This is a genomic window from Methylobacter sp. Wu8 (genome assembly GCF_036440755.1).
Classification (GTDB): Bacteria; Pseudomonadota; Gammaproteobacteria; order Methylococcales; family Methylomonadaceae; genus Methylobacter_A; species Methylobacter_A tundripaludum_A.
Window position 1 is genome coordinate 21,704 of sequence record NZ_JAZGVT010000053.1, and the last position, 21,399, is coordinate 43,102.

Annotated in this window: 13 protein-coding genes; 1 reads left to right on the plus strand and 12 read right to left on the minus strand. The window is 48.3% G+C overall.

Annotated features, from left to right (window positions below):
* Positions 1 to 17: 17 nt before the first annotated feature.
* From V3O24_RS06510 to V3O24_RS06545, 8 genes are all read right to left on the minus strand, one after another.
* Entirely contained in the window at positions 18 to 863 is an 846-nt protein-coding gene (locus tag V3O24_RS06510; protein WP_331306650.1) for a hypothetical protein, read from the minus strand.
* Positions 864 to 928: 65 nt separating this feature from the next.
* Positions 929 to 1,102: a hypothetical protein gene (locus V3O24_RS06515; RefSeq protein ID WP_331306651.1), complete on the minus strand. Its 174-nt coding sequence runs from the start codon at positions 1,100 to 1,102 to the stop codon at positions 929 to 931.
* 20 nt (positions 1,103 to 1,122) lie between these two features.
* Positions 1,123 to 2,790, minus strand: coding sequence for a formylmethanofuran dehydrogenase subunit A (locus V3O24_RS06520; protein WP_331306652.1), 1,668 nt, complete (start codon positions 2,788 to 2,790; stop codon positions 1,123 to 1,125).
* 9 nt (positions 2,791 to 2,799) lie between these two features.
* On the minus strand, positions 2,800 to 4,059 hold the full coding sequence (locus V3O24_RS06525; RefSeq protein ID WP_331306653.1) for a formylmethanofuran dehydrogenase subunit B: 1,260 nt from the start codon (positions 4,057 to 4,059) through the stop codon (positions 2,800 to 2,802).
* A gap of 225 nt (positions 4,060 to 4,284) precedes the next feature.
* Entirely contained in the window at positions 4,285 to 6,723 is a 2,439-nt protein-coding gene (locus V3O24_RS06530) for an acyl-CoA dehydrogenase (protein WP_331306654.1), read from the minus strand.
* 360 nt (positions 6,724 to 7,083) lie between these two features.
* Positions 7,084 to 9,396 carry a 3-hydroxyacyl-CoA dehydrogenase NAD-binding domain-containing protein gene (locus V3O24_RS06535; RefSeq protein ID WP_331306655.1) on the minus strand — a complete coding sequence of 771 codons (2,313 nt, stop codon included), beginning with the start codon at positions 9,394 to 9,396 and terminating at the stop codon, positions 7,084 to 7,086.
* Positions 9,396 to 10,535, minus strand: a complete 1,140-nt coding sequence (locus V3O24_RS06540; protein WP_331306656.1) for a thiolase family protein — start codon at positions 10,533 to 10,535, stop codon at positions 9,396 to 9,398. The genes V3O24_RS06535 and V3O24_RS06540 overlap by 1 nt, the downstream gene beginning before the upstream one ends.
* A 64-nt stretch (positions 10,536 to 10,599) precedes the next feature.
* A complete protein-coding gene (locus tag V3O24_RS06545) occupies positions 10,600 to 13,026 on the minus strand; it encodes an alpha/beta fold hydrolase (RefSeq protein WP_331306657.1) in 2,427 nt (808 codons plus the stop codon).
* Positions 13,027 to 13,456: 430 nt separating this feature from the next.
* On the opposite strand from V3O24_RS06545, the gene V3O24_RS06550 reads away from it, so the two are divergent.
* Entirely contained in the window at positions 13,457 to 14,770 is a 1,314-nt protein-coding gene (locus tag V3O24_RS06550) for a DUF917 domain-containing protein (protein ID WP_331306658.1), read from the plus strand.
* Positions 14,771 to 15,159: 389 nt separating this feature from the next.
* On the opposite strand, the gene V3O24_RS06555 is transcribed toward V3O24_RS06550, so the two are convergent.
* From V3O24_RS06555 to V3O24_RS06570, 4 genes are all read right to left on the minus strand, one after another.
* The gene (locus V3O24_RS06555) at positions 15,160 to 17,172 is read right to left on the minus strand and encodes a TonB-dependent receptor (RefSeq protein WP_331306659.1); all 2,013 of its coding nucleotides are present in this window, start codon (positions 17,170 to 17,172) and stop codon (positions 15,160 to 15,162) included.
* A complete protein-coding gene (locus V3O24_RS06560) occupies positions 17,165 to 18,106 on the minus strand; it encodes an ABC transporter substrate binding protein (protein WP_331306660.1) in 942 nt (313 codons plus the stop codon). Before V3O24_RS06560 ends, V3O24_RS06555 begins: the two co-directional genes overlap by 8 nt.
* 49 nt (positions 18,107 to 18,155) lie before the next feature.
* A complete protein-coding gene (locus V3O24_RS06565) occupies positions 18,156 to 18,944 on the minus strand; it encodes a hypothetical protein (RefSeq protein ID WP_331306661.1) in 789 nt (262 codons plus the stop codon).
* A 309-nt stretch (positions 18,945 to 19,253) separates the two neighbouring features.
* The gene (locus V3O24_RS06570; protein WP_331306662.1) at positions 19,254 to 21,284 is read right to left on the minus strand and encodes a carbamoyltransferase C-terminal domain-containing protein; all 2,031 of its coding nucleotides are present in this window, start codon (positions 21,282 to 21,284) and stop codon (positions 19,254 to 19,256) included.
* Positions 21,285 to 21,399: the final 115 nt, after the last annotated feature.

The following is a 21,399-nucleotide window of genomic DNA, read 5'->3' on the forward strand; positions in this document are numbered from 1 at the left end:
TGTTGAAGCCTATCGCACTAAACATCATATTTTTCACTTAGTAATCGAACAATTATTTGCGACCATTTGATGCTATCAAAAACCAAAGGTTTTATTACCGGCTTTGAGCCGTGGGCGTTTGACATATTATTTCTTAACAATTGCAACACATGAGCAGCTTGTTTGAGCGACCCTTCAAGGTTTGCCCTAAATACTTTGATATCGCCTTCCTTCCATTCAATGCCAGTTAATTGACCATCAATAGCAGTATATACACCAGTTGCCTCTAGTGCTTTTTTACATCGATGCTGAAAGGATTTACTGTAATCTACCTCGCCAAGACTCTTATCTCGATATACTCGCGCAATTACGCTTTCAACAGCGGCATACGCAGATAAGATTGCTTCACTTAAATCACCGTCGCGAAATTTTGTTGCTGCTTTAATCAATTCTTCCCGTGCAGACGGCTCTAGTTCTTCCAAATCTGACCTATCTAAAACTTCAATCGGCAATATCTTATTATCAATGAGTTGCCAACCTAATCTGTCAAGGCAGTATTGCAATCTTTCTTTTCTTCCTTCAGGTTCCTCTATCTCATTGCCATATGAAAATACCCTATATCGATCACTGAATATTTCTTCTATGACGGTGTTCAAAAAGCGAAGCTTCGTTTCATCAGCAAAACTCAGAAAACAATCTCCTATTTCTGACACAAGCTGGCTCGTATTTGGATTCCCCCAATTATTAGCATCAAAACCTAGTCCCTTGAGAATTTCTAAATCAAATCCAGCAAGCCCCACAATATCCTTAATATCATAGAAATCAAATTTTCTAAGTATCGGAGCAACAGCAGCCCATGCCGAATTGATGTCAATATTATTCATAGAATCTTAATCGAGTCACAGACTGGCGGGAAGAGCATCATTCACATGCAGCACTTTGTTTTCCACTACATTCCAACACTGAACTTAATTAACAATGCCGCAGTCAAAATCGTTTGTAAGAATCCAACTCCAACAATCCAGCATATCAATTCGGCTTTAAATTCGACAATTTTCAACTCCAGCTTTAATTCAGCCTCTCTAACATCCTGCTTGGTAGCGGACAAGGTTAACGCAGTCATTTTTCAATAGCCTATAACAATCATGCCACAGTCCCTTTAAGCGGATGCACCGTCAAACTGCCGCGCCCATCTTCGGTAATCTCGTCATCGCTGATTTTAAAGTTGCCCAGTTTCATGGTCAGGAACCGGTCAAAATATTTCTGCAAATCCTTTTCTACCGACGCATCAAAATCAGGCTTAACGACATGGGTCGTACCCCATTTGGTGTGAACAACCTTGCCGTCTACCACCACCAGCTCACCGTCTTTAAACACATAATCCGGTTTTTCGAACATAAGCTGCCGGTCGGCGTTGTCGGTATAAACGGTAATATCCGCCCAGTTACCGGCGCTTAAAGCGCCGCGATCTTGCAGACCGATCAGTCTGGCCGCACCGGCGCGGGTCATAATCGCAATTTCCTGCAAACTGTATTCACGCTCAATCGATGCCAAGGTGGTCATCTTTTGCGCTTCGGGATGAATCGTAGCCAGCACATCGTTACGGAAACTTCTATCCATCAGCAAGCGGATCAAATGCGGATAGCTGGTGAATGGTGCGCCATTCGGATGGTCCGTGGTCAGGAAAATACGCCACGGGTCATCAACCAGCAGGAAGGTTTCCAGGCCAATCGCCCATTGCAGCGCGTTAACGAAGTTCTGGTCCTTGTATTTGAACGGTACAACGCCGCAGCCCGCATCGCATTCAATATCCATCGTCACCCATTTATTCGGGCTGGCATGCTTATGATTGGCGTGTTGGCGCATGTTGTCGCCGGATGCTGTTACGGTTTGACCGAACAGGATCTGCCCGACATCAATCGTGATGTTCTTGTTAAGGTTAACCGCTTCGGCAATCTGGGCCGCACCGGACGAAAACTTGAAATCCCCTTCCGTACCATAACTATGGAACTGAATATGGGTCAAATGCATCGGCAAGCCGCCTACGCCCTGAATGGTATCCAGCGTAGTATTCATGTTGCCGGGCACGCCCAAGTTACAACCATGCACATGCAGCGGATGCGTAATGCCCAGCTCTTTAACGGCCGTTGCCAATACGCGCAGAATCTCGCGCGGGGTTACGCCGTAATGGCTGTTTTGCTCGTCCAGGTCCAGTTTGCGCTGATTAAATTTAAATGCACTGATGCCGCCCGGATTAACGACTTTAACGCCGATCGCTTTAGCGGCTTGCATGGTAAAAGCGACATAATCATTGATAGCTTTTTGGTCTTTTTTGGCCGTCAGCATGCGCAGCAAATAATCATCGCTGCCCATCAACACATAACCACCTTTATCCAGGATCGGAATGTCGGCCATTTCCATATGCGCCTGACGCGCATTAATCGGCAATACGGCAGGTTCAAAACCGGCGGTATAACCCATTTCCGCGTAACGATAGCCGGTCACAAAGGTGCTGGGCATCGCATGGCCGCAACCGGAACGGCAAATGTCGGTACGGTGAACGGGGTCCTGACGATGATCTTCAGGCAACAAGGTTCTGGCGATATTGCCCTTGCCGCCGCCGATATGTGTATGCATATCAATCGCACCGGACATCACCACCTTGCCGGTTAAATCGTATTCTTTATCGACCTTAAAATCGCCGACAGGCTTATTGACGATACGCCCATCCTGAATGTAAATATCCTGTTTCGCGCCATCGATCCCGCTCGCAGGATCATAAACAGCTCCACCTGTTAATTTAATCAACATACTATTTTCCTACAAAGCTTGTTCAATGGCATGAAGCACGTCAGACGTGCTGGGCAGGCCGGATTCGCGCAACTTCTTCAGCCGTATCGCGACCACGTTATCCATCCGGTAAGCATGGCCGGCATGATCGATGCCCGGCGTCCCGACAGGAATAAACACATCCGGTTCTTTTGCAAACGTCATCCCGGAACGGCCCACCACGATTGTCGGCAAGGTTGTCACCGGTGGGACGGCTTTAGCATTAAACGCCTGCACCCAGACCAAAGCATCTGCCTCGCCATTAGCCAGCAAGGCATTCGTATCGTTCAAATAGGGATCGTATTCGGGATAGCCGCTGGAAAAACGGGTACGCGCCGGGTAACCGGTCGTCCAGCCGCAAACCTGATTGGCCGTCTGATCACCTTCTTTGCCGCCTAACGGCAAGCCGGAGCTACGGGTATTTTGGTTGTTAATATCCTTTACCATTTCTGAAATGGTTTGCACCGTCAATTCGGCCTGACTATAGGCCAACGCACCGGCCGCCCAAGTCACTACGCTGTAGCTTGCCGCTTTTAATTTATCGGCAATACCCTGCAAATCAACTACCGCAATGCCGCCGACCGAATCGACCCGTATCGGATTGCCTTTAACCAATGCCCGCAATACCGCGACAACATCAGGCAAATCTTCATTGGCGCATTCGAAAACCTGCGCTTTTTGGCCGCTAGGCGACGTGGACGCGTTACCGGAAGGCGTTTTGCCCAAATAGATAACCTCGCGCTTGCCGGTATCGTCCAGGAACATGGATTCTTCATTCCACAGGTAACGCTCGAAAAAGCGCGGCGAAAAGCTTTCCAGATCGACGCCGACTACCAGCAATAAATCGCAGCGGTTTTTGACTTCCGCCAGCGTCGTATTCATCCAGCCGGAATCCTGTAAGGCCAGAAAATTGTTCCGCGCACCGGTAAAATTCATATTATCGACCACAGCACCGCTACGATCCGCCAACGCCAACAACGCCCGCATGCCGTTAACATCGGTTGCACAGCCGCCGATAACCGGTTGATTGGTGTTTTTTAACAACGCCGCCGCCCTGGCTACAGCCTCATCCAGACTGACGTCCTTGCCATCAACTCTTGGACGGGTATCGGTAATAGCCTGTTCAAAAGCGGGCGTATTAACCGCGCAGCCGTTTTCAACCACCTTAAGCGATACGCCGTCAACCTGAATGCACAGGTCGTCCGTGCCGATACCGCAAAAAGGGCTGGGTACTTCAGTTATCTCAGCCATGGAGCTATCCTTTTGTTAGTCACAATATAAGGTTATTGTGACAGATGACCTCTATTCGTACAACCTTGGCATCTCACCCAGTCAAGCCTTTATCCGTCCTTAAATTGATGAGTCTTTTAAAACGACATAAAGTTGATGACGCGTTTAGAAGATCAACCGCTTTCTCCTGCTCAATGAAACAAAAGGCGGCCTAAGCCGCCCCTTGATGCCCCTGATTCGGCTGTTTTATATTTTGCCGGTGTTGCTTAATTGTTCAGGACTAAAATCATCGACGCCGATCGCTGCAAAGCGGGCCTTTTCAGCGGCCACTATCAACTCGGCTTCTTTTTTACTGATAATTGAATTGCTTATCGCCGCATCCAGCACATCGACAATCGAGCCTTTCGGCAACTTTTTCTGCTTTTGTGCGGCATGGATCTTGGCTTCCACAGGCGCTGCGGCCAGCACCGCCTGGAAGGCGACTTCAATCCTGCCGGTCACGTCATCGGGCTTATAGTTAATGTAAATACCGTGGGTTAAACGGTCGCGAACCGGTGAATTTTTCAGCAGCAGCGCCGCAGTCTGGTGGATCAAATGATCGGCGGGCGGCGAATACGGTTTGCCGCCGGGGAACAATACGGCTCTTAACAGATAAGCAGGGATCCGCATCGGCAAGGCATGAAAAATAGCCAGCAGCGATTGCTGGGCGCGGTGCAGGGTTTGCTGGCAGGCCCAATCCAACAACGGCAAATCATCTTCGGGACTACCCTGATCCTGAAAGTTTTTCAGCACACAGGAACATAAATACAGGTTGCTCAAGACGTCGGCAAAGCGCCCGGAGATGCGTTCCTTGCGTTTAAGCGAGCCGCCCAGCGTCAGCAGCGCAAAATCTGCGACCAACGCAAAGCCGACGCTGAGCCGGGCAATCTGCCGAAAATATCGCCGGGTATGTTGATCGCCGGGTGCCGCGACAAATCGGGCGCCGGTCAATCCCAGCCAAAAACCCGCGGCCAGATTATGCAGCACGGAACCGATATGCTCGAACAGCACTTGATCAAACCGATCAAGATTATCATGACCTAAAGCTTCCATTTCCCGCTGGATGTACGGATGACAACGCACCGCGCCCTGGCCGAAAATCATCATCGTGCGGGTCAGGATATTGGCGCCCTCGACGGTAATGCTGACCGGAATCACTTGGTACATCCGGCCAAGATAGTTCTTAGGCCCCATGCAAATACCGGAACCGCCCTGTATATCCATGCCGTCGTTAACCACGCGGCGCATTCTTTCGGTGAGTTCGTATTTGATGATCGCTGAAATGACCGACGGTTTTTGCCCGTCGTCCAGCGCTGCGGCGGTCACCTTGCGCGCGGCGTCGATAATATAAGTCTCACCGGCTATGCGCGACAGCGGCTCTTCGATGCCTTCAAACTCGCCTATCGGCAGATTGAACTGCTTGCGGATGCGCGCGTAAGCGCCGGAATTGCGGCTGACCATTTTCGACGCGCCGGTGCTGAGCGCGGGCAAGGACACCGCGCGACCGGTCGCGAGGCATTGCATCAGCATCTTCCAGCCGTTGCCGACTTGCTCTTTGCCTCCGATGATCCAGTCCATCGGGATAAACACGTCTTTGCCCCAGTTCGGGCCGTTCTGGAACGCGGAATCCAGCGGGAAGTGGCGTCTGCCTATGGAAACGCCTTTGGTATCGGTGGGGATCAACGCGACGGTGATGCCAATGTTTTCCTGATCGCCGATCAGGTGCTCCGGGTCATAAAGCTTGAACGCCAGACCCAGCACCGTAGCAACCGGACCCAAGGTGATATAGCGTTTTTCCCAGTTGAGCCGTATGCCCAGCACCTTGTCCCTGCCGCTGGTTCCCAAGCTCGAGCTTGGGAACCAGTCGTAACAGACCACGCCGGTATCGGGCATGGCTCCGGCATCGCTGCCTGCAAGGGGACCGGTCAGCGCAAACGCGGGAATTTCAAGACCTGTTGCCAGGCGCGGCAGATAATGATTTTTTTGTTGCTCGGTGCCGTAAGCCAGCAATAATTTGGCCGGGCCTAAAGAATTGGGCACCATGACCGTGACGGCTGCGGTGGTGCTGCGGCTGGAAATCTTCATAACCACTTCGGAATGCGCGTACTCGCTAAACTCCAGGCCGCCGTAGCGCTTAGGTATAATCATGCCGCAGAATTTGTGCTGTTTGATATAGTCCCAGACTTCGACAGGCAAATCCCGGCGATTGTGGGTAATGTCCCAGTCATCCAGCATGCCGCACAAGGTCTCTACCGGGCCGTCGATAAAGGCCAGTTCTTCGGCAGTCAATTTCGGGGCGGGCAAATCGAGCAATATTTTCCAGTCGGGATGACCGGAAAACAGCTCGGCATCCCACCAGGTATTGCCCGCTTCCAGCGCTTCGCGTTCGGTTTGCGACATTGGCGGCAGCATCTGTTTCATGACCTTGAAAACTACGCTGCTGAATAGCCGTTTGCGGATAGCCGGAACATTCAGCGGGATAAAAATCGCATCGAAAATGACCCAGAGCAGGAATACTAAATTGCCGCCCTGCGCCAGCGAATAAAGCCCCAACCATCCGGCCAAAACCAACGTGGCCCTGCGTAGAGGTACCCGGCCATAAGCCAGGACGCCGACGATAATGAGTGATGCGATTAACCAGATCATGGGGTGGTCCTTGAGTTAATTACTGATGTTACACAAACAGAATAAAGACACCGCGAAGGCGCGAAGAACACGAAGTTATTTAGCAACAACATTCAGCCATTGAAAAATGATAGACACCCCTACGCATTTCAAGTCCAACTATTTTTTTAAACTTAGGATCATGCATAAATTAATTTAGGCAATTACCATGAAGAGCATGAAGGACATGAAGACTTAAACCTTTCATGCCGCTTCATGTCTTTCATGGTTAAAAAATGAAAAATAAAACTTGCCCAAGTTATTTCATGCACGTCCCTTATTATTCAATCCTTCGTGTTCTTCGTGCCTTCGTGGTGAAAATTTCTTAATCATTGCGTAACATCAATTGCGTAACGGCTTACCTGTTTTAAAAAGGTGTTCCAGCCTGGCCAGAGTGCCCGGTTGTTGGACTAAATGTAAAAACGCGGTCAGCTCCAGATTTAACAAATCGTCTTCGGTCAGCGGCTCGGTGATGTCGCACTGGCCGCCGCTGAGCACGTCTGCCAGTTGCCGTGAGATTTCCACATCATAGTCCGTTATTTTGCCGGCCAGTTTTAAGTTATTGATCGCAATATCCATTGCCGCTCTGGCGCTGGCGCCGGGCAGGCTGAAACTGACCGGCTCAGGCGGCGTATAACCCGATACCAACAGCAACGCTTTAGCCTTCGCATCGGCCAATAAGCGGTCTTTATTCATGGTAATGCCGTCGGTGGTGGACAAAAACAGCAGTTCCTTTGCTTCGGTCGCCGATTTTGACACCTTGGCCATGCCGATCGTTTCGAAAGCCTGCGCAATCGCAGGCATCGGACCGCCGGGACGTCTTGCAAATTCCAGCCGGCGGCGCAGATATTCCTTGCAGCCGCCCCAACCCGGCACCAGTCCCACGCCCACTTCGACCAGACCGATATACAGTTCGGCATGAGCCTGAATCGCATCGCAATGCAGCAGGATTTCGCAGCCGCCGCCCAAAGCCAAGCCGGAAGGCGCGCCGACCACCGGGAACGGCGCATATTTCAAGGCCTGGTAAGACTGTTGCCCCTGTTTTATCAACTGCTCTACCGCCAGCCAGTCTTGGGCTTGGATGGCTTGCACCAGCAAGGTTAAGTTAGCTCCGGCGGAAAAATTGTCGGCATCGTTGTGGATAACCAATGCGGAAAAGTCGGTTTTGACCTTTTCGACGCTTTGCCGGACCACTGCCAGACTATCCATGTCCAGCGTATTCATTTTGCTGTGGAATTCCAGGCAGGCAACGCCGTCGCCAATATCCCACAGACTGGCCGACGGGTTTTCCAGCACAGCCGGAGCCTGTAATTTAATATCCGCCAACAGCAGCATACCGTCCGGGCGATGCACAGGATGGTAATTGCCGGATAAATCGGCATACAAGCATTTGCCTGAATCGACCTTGTATAGGTCGTGACGATTTGCCAGCAGCGACGGCGCCTCGCGGTTGTCGGCAAGCAAGCGGTCAACGAACCAATCTACGCCGATCCGATCCAGCAGCTCGAACGGCCCGTATTTCCAGTTGTAACCCAGTCGCATCGCAGTATCGACGGCGGTGATGTCATCGGCAATCTCGGGAGTCAGGCTCGCGCTATAAGCCAGAGTATTGGACAACACCTGCCAGGAAAAACGACTGATTGCGTCTTCGCCCAACAAAAAAGCCCTGATCTCGTCCTGCGTCTTAGGCAAACTCGGCAAGGCGAATTTTTCGCTAACACGATAAGCGCCGGTTTGCAGGCTAATCGATTCCTTGACGCGCTTTCCGCCTGTTTCCTGTAGACGATAAAACCCGCCCTTGCCTTTTCTGCCGGTGTAACCGTCGGCTATCATGGTCTGAACCGGTTCGGGCAAGGTATTGACTTGATGAAACGCATCTTCTTTGGCTAAGGCTCGTTCCATGCTGCCCAGGATATGCGGGATCAGATCCAGCCCGACCAAATCCAGCAGGCCGAAAACACCGGTTTTGGGTATACCGAAAACCGTCATCGCCGCATCGGCCTGCTCGACGGTCAAACCCAGCTTGATCGCTTCCAGCAATCCGCATTGCAGCCAGTAAATACCGATGCGGTTGCCGATAAATCCCGGCGTATCCTTGCAGCTTACGCTCTCCTTACCCAGATGGGTGTCGGCAAAACGGCTGACGGCAGCAACCAGTTCCGGCCGGGTCTCGGCACCTGAAACCAGTTCCAGTAAACGCATATAGCGTGGCGGATTAAAAAAATGGGTAATCATGAAGCGCTGTTTGAAGCTGTCCGGCATATCGCGGGCCAGCAGCTTCAACGGCAATGTCGAGGTGTTCGATGAAATCAGGGTATCGGGGCGGCAAATGTTCTCAAGTTTCCGGTAAAGTTCCCGCTTGACGGCCGGATTTTCAATCACCGCTTCAATCACCCAGTCCACTTCCTTCAGCCATTCAAGATGGTCTTCAATATTGCCGGGCGTGACCAATCGGGCGTTATTTTTATGCATGAACGGCGCAGGTTCGGCTTTGAGCATCTTGGCAACCGCCGATTCGGCAACGCTGTTCCGGTTTTCGACATTTTCAGGAACTATATCCAGTAAACAGACAGGAATACCGGCATTGGCGATATGGGCGGCAATACCCGCGCCCATGACCCCGGCGCCGATCACTGCAACTTTTTGGATGCTCATCAGATCGCCTCCAAAATAGTCGCAATGCCTTGGCCGCCGCCGATGCATTGGGTGGCAAGCGCAAACTGCTTGTTTTCCCGTTTCAGCAGGCTGGCGGCTTTGCCGGTAATTCTGGCGCCTGACGCGCCCAGCGGATGGCCCAAGGCAATCGCGCCGCCATCCAGATTCAACTTTTCGAACGGTATCGGGAGGTCTTTTAGTACCGCCAAAGATTGCGCGGCAAAAGCCTCATTCAGTTCGACGATGTCGATGTCCTGCAAAGTCAGACCGGCGCGCTGCAAGGCCTTATGGGTCGCGCTGACCGGGCCTATGCCCATGATTTCCGGCGCACAAGCGGATACTGCGATGGACCTGATGCGGGCAAGTTTTTCCAATCCGTGGGCGTCTGCGTAGTCCTCGCTGCATACCAGCACAGCAGCCGCACCATCGGTTAACGGCGATGAGGTTCCGGCAGTCACACTGCCGTTTTTAAGGAAGGCGGGTTGCAGATCGGCAAGCGCCTGTAACGTGGTGCCAGCCCTGATGCAGCCGTCATGCTGGACGGTTTCGCCGTCGGCGCGTTTAATCGGAATGATTTCTCCGGCGAACAAACCGTTTTTTTGGGCGGCTCCCGCTTTTTGCTGGCTCGCCAAGGCGAAAGCCTCCTGCGCCAGACGGTCGATATGATATTGCAGGGCCAGGTTTTCCGCCGTCTCGCCCATGCCGATATAGGCTTGGGGATAGCTTTTATAAAGGCCCGGATGGGGCAGGTAATTAAAACCGCCCATCGGCACGCGGCTCATCGATTCGACACCGGCGCAGATAATCGCCCGACCGGCATTCATTTGAATCGCGCCCGCCGCATTATGTATCGCCTGCATTGAGGAACCGCAAAAACGATTAATGGTGGTACCGGAGACGGTAACAGGCAGCCCGGCAAGATGAACGATTAACCGCGCCAGGTTCATGCCCTGCTCCCCTTCAGGAAAAGCGCAGCCTAAAATCAAATCCTCAATATCTTCGGAGGCAACGCCGGTATCATTGATTAAGCCTTTGATGACCTGTGCGGCAAGATCATCCGGCCGTACTTTAGCCAACTGGCCTTTTTGCGCGGGTGTAAAGGGTGATCTGCAATACCCTGCGATAACTACATTTTTCATGATGCTGCCTCCTTATGTTATGCATTTCCACTGATTAAATACGTTCAACGGGACATAACGGGATTTAAAGATGTTTTTTGCTGACTTTTCCCTGCTTTACTCCTTGTGCCGCTAAGGGTATGCAATCGTACATCTCTTCAAGACTGCGATCGACTCTATTGGCGGTGCGCAACTCATTTAAAAAATCATCAATGGCGCGCCAGACGCCGCCGATATTTTCCATCAAAATACCGTGGCGATTAGATGTAATGACCTGGAGTTTTTTGTTTTTTGAGCCCAGTTTATCGAAGATAGCCGGTGCGCTTTTAGCCGAGACAACCGGGTCCTGATCGGCGTAAATAATCAGGGTCGGCGTGCTGATACGCGGCAATAATTCATCGATATGCGCTATCAGCAGTCTCAATTCATATAGAGCTCTGACCGGCACATTGCGGTAATTGATATGAGGGTGTTCAGTGGCATTCTCGATAAAGGGCTTTACGCCTTCAAAGGCCGAAACCCAGCCGACCAGTTTATTGGTCCCATGCAATAACGGCACCAGCATGAAAGCGGAATTGACGAATTTTAACGGCACGGAAACCGCAATGACGCCGATTATTTCATGGTGTCGTTGGGCGGCCAGTTTCAACGCCAATGCGCCGCCGGTAGAAAATCCGGCGACGGCTATGCGCCGGCAATGCGCTTTGAGGATGCTGAAACCTCTTTGTACGCAGCCGAACCAGTCTTCCCAGCTTTGGTCGCGTAACGCATGCGGTGACGTACCGTGACCTTTCAGTCGGATACCCAATACCGTGTAGCCCTGTTTAACCAGGTATTCGCCATAATCCTTCAATTCAGCCGGGCTGGCCAGCAAACCGTGTATCAGTAATATGCCGATGCCGTTGACTTGCTCTCCTTCGACAGAGCTCAGGACAGGCCCTTCGACGCTGCTCAGGACAGGCGGTTGAAGAAAAAACGGCGATGGGTCGGCAACCGTATCTTCCATTTGATTGATCTCGGCAAAGAGGGAGCTTGAATAAACTTGTTTTTCCCATGCCAGAGCGCGGCATTCATCTTCAAAATGCCAGGCTGCCAGTTTGTTGGTATCGATGCCAGCGAATTCGTTGATAGCCGCGACTAGAGTATCGCGAACCGTGCGTAGAGGCGCTGCTTCGTTATTATAAACCGCAATCGGATTCTCCAGACGGATGCTGTCAAAGTCATACTCAGCCAAAAGTTTGGGCAAGAATTGGTAACTATTCGCCCTATCCTGGATCAGGCCGGCTTCTTTGGCGGCACAGATAAAATAATCGAAGCGCTTGTTCGTTGATTTAAGCAGATCACTGTAATCATCGGGATTAAGCAGGCTCCGGTGCAGGTGAATCGCGGTATTGTTTTGCAGATGCTTGATGGCGATATAAAGAATGCTGTAGAACTGATTTTTCTCAATATGCGTCTGGCCTTCGCCGATGTAATGCATAATCAGCGTTGCCGCCAGATGGCTTAAATTGATCGTGACATTGGCATAAATGCCTTCCATATATCGATCGCGGGAACATTGGGCATTTTTTATAAAATACGAACCCAGTAAACGTTGCCGCCAGTTTTTAGGCCTGGAACTCAGCGTAAAAACATCGTCTATCGTACTGATTTCAGGAACGACCGTATCCATCAGATAACGGGTGCGCCAATCCCAGATACAGCAGGGATCGACCGGCGTACCCATGCGTATATCCATATCGGTATTCTTCAGCATGATATTGCCTTCAATCAGCAATTCCTCGGATTGGCGCAAACTCAGGCTGTCAGAAAACAGCTCAACGCCTTTAAACAACAAGTTTTCAGAAGAACGAATCGGATAAAAAGTAATATTGGCCGGCACCATCAGCGTCGGTTTATTCGCTACCGCTATCAGCTGATCAATGCTGTCGATTTGCAAAGCATCTTGCCATTGCCGAAGCAGCGTCACATTGTTTTGACTATAGGCGTGCCGGATAGCCGCCTTAAAGGTTTCCACGCCCTGCCCCAAAACAGCCGGCCCTGTGTGCAGCTTGCGCCGGTTGCCGGTAACCCGGGAGTAAATACTGTAATGACCGCGTTTATCGATAACCCTCCGGTCTTTGACCATGCCGCCTTCAGGAAAAATAATGACTTTGCGGCCGCGCAAAATCTGTCCGGCCAGCAGTGGAAACAGACGGTCATGATCGTGGGGAAAAACGCCGACATGCTTTAAATACCGCGACAGCACGTTGTCTTCGTTAAAAAATTCCCCGGAAGCAATAGCGCAACTGTAAGCCCCGGTTTTCTCGTAAATAAGAAATTGCGGTATGAATGTTTCGAACCGGGAAAAATGATTGAATAAGAAGATGTCGCCTTCCAAAAACTGCGGGTCGGCATGCAGATCCAACCTGACGCTCAACATGTTTTTGACGGCGTTAAACAGCTTGACCGACCTGTTGTAGAGCTTGGTGCTTATATCGGGCCAATCATCAGGGTATGGTGTGTTATTCATGTCCGCTGTATGTCTTAAGGTAGAAATCCAAAAAAACATCATTGTGCAAAATTTACACTGTCAGTATGCCCCGCTCTGCGGGCGAACCTGATAATACCCCTTATCGGTAATGTTAGCCATATTGGATCGTGACTGTACATCTATTGAAAACCATGACAGCCGTCCCTGATTGCAAGATTGATACAGCAGCGATGGAATCAATGCGGCAAAGGCTTTCTACCGATCCGACGAACGGGGAACAACGGTATACAGCCTCTAAAAATGGTAACGGTAATTTATGTCAGCTTTTGCCACACATTATTGGCGTTATAGCTTACAATATCACCTCGCCTTGCTAATCAAGGTTATCGTAATAAAAACTTCTGTGTTTAGCGCAGATGAGCTGCAACCGAAACAGACAGAGTTCATTTAATTTTAAGGAAGAGTTTTTATGCTTAATGATTTTAATAATATTTCAATAAAAAAATCATCATTGAATGAAGACACGCCGGTAAAAGAAACCGCTCAAAATGAGCATTCAATAAAATATTTTGGCCCCGGCAATTATCGGTTAACGAAAAAAGATATTAGCTACATTATCTATGGGGCATGCTTTTTAGCCTCCGGCGGCGGCGGCCCAATTGGATTAGCCTTGCTTTTTATGGACAAAATGATTAACGATGCCGATGTTATGTATTATGTTAATCCTGATGATCTTGAAGCAACTAAAAACATAGCTTTTGTAGCGGGTTTGGGAGCACCCGACAAAATATTTGAAGGTTTCGGGCAAACGGTTTCATTAAATGCTTTTCTGGAAATGGATAATTATCTAACCCAATCCGGCCAAGAACCGGTAGGGTATTTGATACCCGTTGAAATGGGGGCGATGAATACCCTAATCCCTTTCATAATTTCAGCACGGAAAGGAATTGCAGTAATTAACGGCGATCCCTGCGGCAGAGCTGCACCGGAAATGGGCATGAATCTGTTCAATACTAATAAGTTACCCATAAATCCTGTTATCTTAACTTCCGATACCGACGACTCGGGGCAGTATCAAAAAATAATTGTACAAGTAAAAGATGCGGATGATGCGGAAAACCAAGCACGGCGATTTGCTAAGTCACATAACAGCACAGCTGGCATGGCTTGTTATCCGATGCAGGGTGCCGATTTAAATTGTTCAAGGTTATCTGACAATAACCAAGCTAAATTTATTCAATGGACAGTAGGATTTGCATGGAATCTGGGCCGCAACATGGTTGAATCCAAAAATTATAATGAGTTCATGGAGTTCCTGGACAGCTTTCCACTCCTCAGTTATACATTATTTGAAGGCACCATCACCGATAAACAAGAGAGAGAAATAGGCGGTTTTAACGTTGGAAAAATCACTGTATCAAATGGAGATGAAACACTTTTTATCTATTATAAAAATGAAAGCTTGTTAGCATGGAGCATAACAAGAAAATGCTATGTGGCTATGGGACCTGACTCAATAAATTTTCTTGCCAAGAAAGACGCCCAACCATTCTCCAATACCGATATAAATAGCGACCCAGAAAAAAACAATAAAAACATATCGTTAGGAACAGAAATTGGTATCATCGGACTGTGTGCTTATGAAAAATTGAAAAATGCAGTCCTTGTGAGCTTATTTTTATCAAACATTCAAGAAATCTTGACAGCATTCCCTGAAGATCATGTCCCTATTCCCGAGAGGTATGTCCCGCTGTCGGATTTAATGCCGGATTACACCGGATAGGACTATTTGGCATTTCTACACCTAACGGTTACACAGCGTGTAGGACGCTATAAATACAGTGAAACCGATTAATACAACCATCTTCACGAACAATACGCTATTCTTATCCCGTCTAGTATATAAATTGTACCGATTTACATAGTAACTTGTTTTTACAATCAGGAAGGCCTCTGCCTGATTGTGCTTTTAATCTGAGGCAAACCGGCGCTCATTCGCACTGCGCGATAAGTTTTCACATTAACACTTTTCAAAGGAGAGATAAGATGTACTGGTAAAAAAAACTAGCTCGAAAGGTGGATTCGCCGACAGGCAATCCACCTCCTCTACACTAACTTAATAACCAACATATCGTTTAAACGTAGCACCTAGAATAATAAGAGGCTCATTAATTAGAATTTCAAACTGACATGTCCAAAAAACGCCCTTCCGGCCATTTGATAATCGCCCACAAAATTCAAACTGGCCGGAGCAGGATCGTAATACCGTTTATCAAATAAGTTGTAGACATTAAAACTGACGTCAACTTTCTTACCGAACATATTTTTCCCCAGCAATCCCAAATCTAATAAGGCGTATCCAGGTACACTGTCGCGCGTGTCACCCAAATCGCGTAATGTGTCGCCTTTGATAAGGACATGAGCGAAGCTGCTCCAGGTATTATCGAAAGCCCAATTGGCTGTCAGGTTGGTACGCTGTCGCGGCACATCCGCTAATTGGCGCCCAAGCTGAATGCTATGTTGTAAGACATGGTTCGCGCTCACATAGGAGCCTTGCAGATTGCCGTCAAAGTCATAACGCATTTCCAATTCAACGCCCTCGGCGATCACACTGCCGCTATTGTCGTATTGCGAAATCGCTGCTTGAACGTGAACTTGTGAAATGATTTGATTGATTGCCGAATGATAATAGGTGGCCTGAGTCGTCAAGCCTGACACAGGATGGGCGATAACGCCTGTTTCAAAGGTTTTAACTTCCTCAGGCTTAAGAGTTGGATTACCCAATAACACAGGATTATTGACCAGCCCGAGCTCACCGAAAGCAGGCGCTCGATAAGCGGTACCGTAAGAAAACTTCAATGAATAATTCTTAATAAACTCCCAATTAAAGCCCATTCTGGGATTGAATGTGCCGCCAAAGTCGTTGTATCGGTCATAGCGGGCCCCCAAGCTCAAGCGTAAGTTTTTTAACGGATCCCAGACATCTTCCACATAAACCCCCCAGCGTTCACGCCTTCTTTCTTCGGTAGAAGGCAGCGCCGCTGTCAAGTGAGCAGGGTCGGGACCCGCTTGATCAATAAGGTTACTCTGTTGCTCTTTTGCATAAGAAAATCCGCTGATCAGAGTTTGGGCATCGCTGACATGGTAGTTAGCTTGAATCTCACCACCGGTGCGTGTGTCCTGGAGGCCGGTCCGAATAAACTGGCTCGATGCGGTTTGCCATATATTGTCATAGCTAAAAAAATCGTGAAATACCTGCGTATCTACCGTGAAATTATCGTTAATCTTCCAGGCCCGACTCAAGCGCAGGAAATAATCGTTGTAATCCTGTTGAGTCCTGTCATCACTAAGAACAGTTGCCGCTCCAAAAAATGCGCCGGCTTTTTTATTGATATAACGCCCGTCCAGCTTAAAGTCCTGATAACCTAACTGCCATTCCAGATCGTAGCGACCTTCGGTGAGCTGACTCTTACCGGGAGCCGAAGAATTGAGACCTTTTGCGCTCAAGCTGTCGGCAGGAATTGGCGAATTGATGCCGTCGGTATCGGTAAAATTAAAATGCACCGCCGCTTCAGCGCTATTATCAAATTGCTTGCCCCAGGATGCGCGATATTGCTGGGTATCGAAACTCCCCCAACCCGCTGAAGTTTGCACCCCATTTAAATCCTTGGCATTTAGGGTGATTATGTTGATAACGGCAAGAAAAGCATTAGCGCCGTATAAAGCCGAGCCGGGACCGCGCACCACTTCCACACGCTTGATCGTATCAACCGGTAAATCATCGTAAACCCAGGCACTGCCGGCATTTTGCAGGTTATGATCCAGCGGATGACCGTTCAACATAATCTGAACTTTTTCAGACAGCACTGTTTTAACGCCGCGAACCTCAATTTCACGCCAGCCAAACTGAGTTTGCGTAATACCAATACCCGGAACCAATCGCAACACATCGATCAAATTGCGCGCGCCGATATGCGCAATATCGTCTTGGGTAATGACTGTAGTTGTGGCGATAGTCTTGTCCACATGCTCTTCCATTTTCGACGCGGTGACCACGACTTGTCTTTCTGCGGCGAGATAAGCCAATTCCCTTTCCAGGTCGTCATTCGGTTCCAATGATTTTGCAAACGCGCTCGAATTTAAGACTAAGGCGCCAACCAGCAGGGTGCGTAAATAGTTAATCATTCTTAGCGCACCCCACAATTTTATTGACCGAATCCAGGGCGTCTTGGTTGAACTTGAGCTGCAATGCGTCGAGAACGCACTTGTTTAAAGTAATCGTTGATCCGGCAGGGACCTGCACGGTACCGCCGGGCACTTTATCCTTATCCATCATCATGGCTAAGTTTGCCGATTGCCGCCCAATCGTCGCAATATCCGCAGAAATAGCCAAAACAGCGCCATGTTCTATAAACACATCGCTGTAAGCGTACACGGGTTTCTTTTGTTGTTCCGCCGCCTGAAAAATTTGCCGCACCGAATCTTTACCGCTTAAGACAATCGGATCGGAAATAATCCAGAACATATCTATTTTCGGCAGCAATTGATCGAGCGCCTCGCCAATCTCCTGCGCATCGTTAACAGACTGGGTAACGATATTTATGCCTAAGGCTGAGGCATCTTTTTTGATGGTTTCTACATATTCACGGCTGAACTTATCGTTGTAGAGCAAACCGATTTTTTTAATCGTTGGAAAGAAATAACGTAACAACGAGATTTCTTGTGCCGAAGATAACTCATTAGCGACCCCGTAAGTCCCTGCATCGATATCCAACCTTCGCCAATTAATCACTGCTGAAAATAACATTTTTTTGTTATGTGCATGGATACGCGCTAACGAATAGGCTTTGGTTCCTATGCTGTAAATCAGCTCAGGATTTTCTTGCTGGATAAGCCGCTTCAGTTCCTCTTCGGCATTGGCATGGCGATCCAGGTTAAATTCAGCCCATTGATAGGCGTTTTGCTGTAAGACCTTTTTAAATTCTGTCGCAATTGCTTCATACCGGTAAACCGTATTATCGCTATTAACGATCAGCACTTTACTCGATTCGGCGAAGCCGGCGGTCGCAAAAAAGGCAGCCAACAGGACTAAGAGCTTACAAAAATTTATCATTTTCATAGTTGGCTCCTGTATTCATTGCAGGATGCGCCGCGACGATTGAATTTTTTCATTGCAACGTCCTCCAGCCATCTATGCCCAGTAACTTTAAATTTTCTCCACCCGCATCCGCCTCCGACATTTTGCGTAACACCTCAAGCAATTCCACCTCTTGTGGCTCCGGTTTCTTCAATGTCGCCGCAATTAACAAATAATCCTTTTCGCTAAAACCGAGACTATGCAATTCCCGAAACTGATTGGGATTAAACATCGCCAGCTTATCCAAACTGCTCTCAGCGGAAATCGCGGCGCTCGCCATGCCAAAACCGACCGCCATCAACGCATCTATGTCTTTCGGAACGATCAGTATCTTGATGTCTTTAAGCAGTGCTTCCTGCCCCTTGCCGAGTATTTGCTTCAATATGCTGTGGATGTATTCTTCACTGCCCGCACCTGCAACCACGGTATTCTTAAGCATAGAGACATTGGCAATGTCTTTTTTCGTGCTCAAGACCTTCCTTTGCATAGTGTTACCTTTTGACGTGCCGACCAAAGCGATTTCCAGCGGCACTTTCTTCTGCTGCAATGCCTTTAAATGCCAACTGGATAACAAATAGATATCGCCTTTTTTTTCCTGAATGACCGCTTCAAAATTTTCTCTGTCATCAAAAGGCTGGAAATAATAGCCGCCATGATTCACCAAATAAGTATCAAAAGCGGTTTTTAACGTAGCAAAATTATTGATATTCGTTTCTGGATTATAGAAATAAATAATCGATCCTACATTTGAATAGGCAGACCAGTAACCTCCTGTAATAAATACAAAAAATATAAAAAAGACAGACAAGATGCGTTTCATTTCTAGTATCTTTGGTTAAGACCGAACATTAATACCAAGAAAGAAGTCTTTGGGTTGGTCATTGCATATTTTTTAAATTAGTAAAATCGCAATAATAGCCTTTAAAGAGAAATAAAGCACCGTTAAAATACGCCTGAATCGTGCTTTAACGCACTACAAAGGTACTCAAAGGCAAAAACATTGTTACCCTGCCGAATGCCATGTGTTGTTCGCACAAGGGTTAAATTTTGCCCATTCTTGCCTAATTAAGGGGCAATAATACTGACACGCTACGCCTATAACGGTTAACACCCCAATAACCCGGCAAAATTAACGTCGTTTGGATTCTGGCCGCAACACCAGCAATCGCTCGGACCATAGCCCCGGCAATTCATCCAAAACCTGCGATTGCTGTTCCTTTGAAAACCCCAACGCAAACATAAGCCGACTTACAGAGTGCTCCCCATCCGCCGCTTGCAAAACCTTGTACGATACTTCAGACAATGCACGAGGCTGTTGTGTAGGATCGAAATCAAAATCGCGGGCGGAATCGTAATTCCAAACCAACGAGTAAGTGAAACCTCGTTCACTATGACTGATATAGCAATCCTCTCTTAGCAATCGAGCCGCTTTCGGTAAGCTAATGATTAAATCCTCTATGTCCTTAGGTTGCCAAGCTTTTTTGCGAGCCAAATAATCGCCTACGACCAGATAGTCCAACCCGGACGTCAAATAGCACACGACGGCGTCGTCTATACTGTCGACAATTGGCTCCGCATTGTTGTTGAACGAGGTATTCAACAAAATCGGAATGCCGGTTTTTCTGCCGAATGCGTCAATTAACTCCCAATAGCGCGGATTGCTGACCCTGCTTACAGTTTGCAGCCGGGCACTGCCATCTACATGAGTAATAGCGGGTAGTTGTGTGCGCCATTCCGGCTTGACATTCAACACAAAAGACATGAAAGGAAAATCGGCATTTTCTCCCGGCACTTCAAAGAAATCCCGAACCCGTTCTTCCACGACCGATGGGGCAAACGGGCGGTAACTTTCGCGCATTTTGATCATTGCATTGATCGTTTCCTTATGAGTAGCGACACGCGGATCGGCCAGAATACTGCGGTTGCCCAAAGCCCTAGGGCCGAATTCGGAACGCCCTTGCACCCAACCTATCACCGCACCGTCAATAATCAGATCGGACACCTGCTCCGACCGGTTATCCATTTTCTCGGTATGCAGAAAGGTGCGCCAAGCCTCTAAAGTGTCGCTGATTTCGTCATCATGAATCGGCGTTCCCCAATAGGCGTGAGTCACTCGAGCCAAAGGTAATTCCGGTTGCATTTGGTGAGTCGTATAAGCCGCCGCACCATATGCACACCCCGAATCACCAGCGAAAGAAGGCACAAAAACATCTTCAAACAAGCCTGAATAAAGAATCTTGCCATTCATACTGCTGCTCTGTCCGACACCGCCGCTAATTACTAAGCGAGCGTGTCCCGTCACTTGCTGAAAATGACGCAGGATATGCAAAACGATAGTCTCTATCGCTTCTTGTAACGCCGCAGCAATGTCCATGTGAACTTGGGTAATCGGCGCATCTTTTTTCCGAGGACTGGTTATGTTGAACAATTCAAACCTGCGTTCTCGATGCACCGCATAATCGCCGTTTGGCAGCAAGGTATAGAATCGCTGCAATTGCTCTCTATATACATGACTACGACCATAAGGCGCCAGCCCCATGACTTTATATTCGTCATAAATACGATAGCCAAGAAAACGTATTACATCCAAATATAAAATCCCTAAAGAGTCGGATTCCGACTTGCTCAACAAATTATCAAAGCGACCATTGCGCACATCAATCACATTGGTCGATAAAGTGTCGCCAAGCGCATCAATGGTCAACACCAGACTGTCACTAAACCCGGACATATAATAGGCTGTTGCCGCATGGGTAATATGGTGATCAACAAATACAAGCTGATTATCTTTTAAGCAAAAATTAAACTCATTCTGAAACAAATACCGATAAAGTTGACGTGCATCTCCAATTTCAGCGAGTAAGGGATTGCTTATCTGATATTGTTTTAATACTTTATTTAAAACATCTTCATTAGAGTAGATAGCAAAATAATCTATATCCTCCAATGTCTTATTTGCTTGTTCCAAACAAAACAGCACGGCAAATCTCCATATTTTACCGGTATGTTTAATGCGAATTAATCGTTCTTCTTCAATTCCAGCGATGACATGACCATCTTGCATTAACACCGCCGCAGTATCATGGTGGGCGTCTTCAAATAATTTAAAATATTTATCAAACACTGCGTCGCAGCCACCACTTAAGCCCAGAACCAACATTAAACTTTCCTTAATACATTGTTAATAAAGTTAAATACCATAGAGCCAATTATAAGATCCATTAAGACATATGGAATTAATGACTTGAATGGCCCAAAAAGAAAAACAACCTGCC